An 889-nucleotide genomic window follows, 5' to 3' on the forward strand; every position below is an offset into this window, starting at 1 on the left:
CAACTGAAAGGAGCCGGAAAAGTCTTGGTCCAAGCCAAGCAGGATACGCAGCGTCGTGGTTTTGCCGCAGCCCGACGGTCCCAGCAAGCAGGCGAATTCGCCTTGCCGGACCTCGAAGGAAAGGTCCTGAAGCGCCGTGATCGAGACGCCTCGCGTGGACCTGAAGGTCTTTTCGGCGATGTCGACCTTAAGCGGGACGACGGCGCCAACGGGTTGCATGTCGTTCAACGGGCTGCACCAGGAGAAGTTCAATGACAAGCATCACCGCCACGAAAGCCAGCGTGTAGGCAAGGATGGCGGCGACATCGAAGAGCTGGAAATAGAGATGGATCTGGAAGCCGACACCGTTCGAGCGGCCGAGCAGTTCGACGACCAGGACGATCTTCCAGATGAGGGCAATGCCGGATCGCGATGCGGCGGCAAGATAGGGCTGCAATTGCGGCAGCAGGATATGGCGGATGCGTTCAAGGCGGCCGAAGCGATAGACGGTGGCCATTTCGGCGTAACTTGGATCAAGCGCCCTGGCGCCTTCGCGCATCGTCACCACGACATTCGGGATCTTGTTCACCGCCACCGCGCCGATCGCCGCCGCCTCGTTGAGGCCGAACCAGATGTAGCCGAGGACGATGACCACCAACGCCGGGATGTTGAGGAACAGGATCACCCACGGGTTGAAAAAACGGTCGACGCGACGATGGCTGCCGAGCAAAACGCCGATGACGGATCCGATGATCATGGCGACGATATATGCCGCGGCGACCCGGCCGAGGGTCACGCCGAGATGGTAAAAAAGCTCGCCGCTCGCAGCCTCCCTGAGAAGCACCTGCCAGACCTGCCCAGGCCCTGGAAAGGCACGGCTTGGCCAGACACTTGCCGCAAGGTTCCACAG

2 protein-coding genes are annotated in these 889 nt (G+C 61.1%); both read right to left on the reverse strand.

The features are described from left to right. A partial coding sequence (locus EN750_RS36630; RefSeq protein WP_127399436.1) for an ATP-binding cassette domain-containing protein occupies nt 1–219 on the reverse strand: 219 nt, incomplete at its 3' end. After that, nucleotides 188–889 (reverse strand): ABC transporter permease (locus tag EN750_RS36635; protein ID WP_145968303.1); only part of this gene is annotated, 702 nt, incomplete at its 5' end. The genes EN750_RS36635 and EN750_RS36630, both read right to left, overlap by 32 nt.

The sequence above is a fragment of the Mesorhizobium sp. M7A.F.Ca.ET.027.03.2.1 genome (assembly GCF_003999175.1).
Classification (GTDB): Bacteria; Pseudomonadota; Alphaproteobacteria; order Rhizobiales; family Rhizobiaceae; genus Mesorhizobium.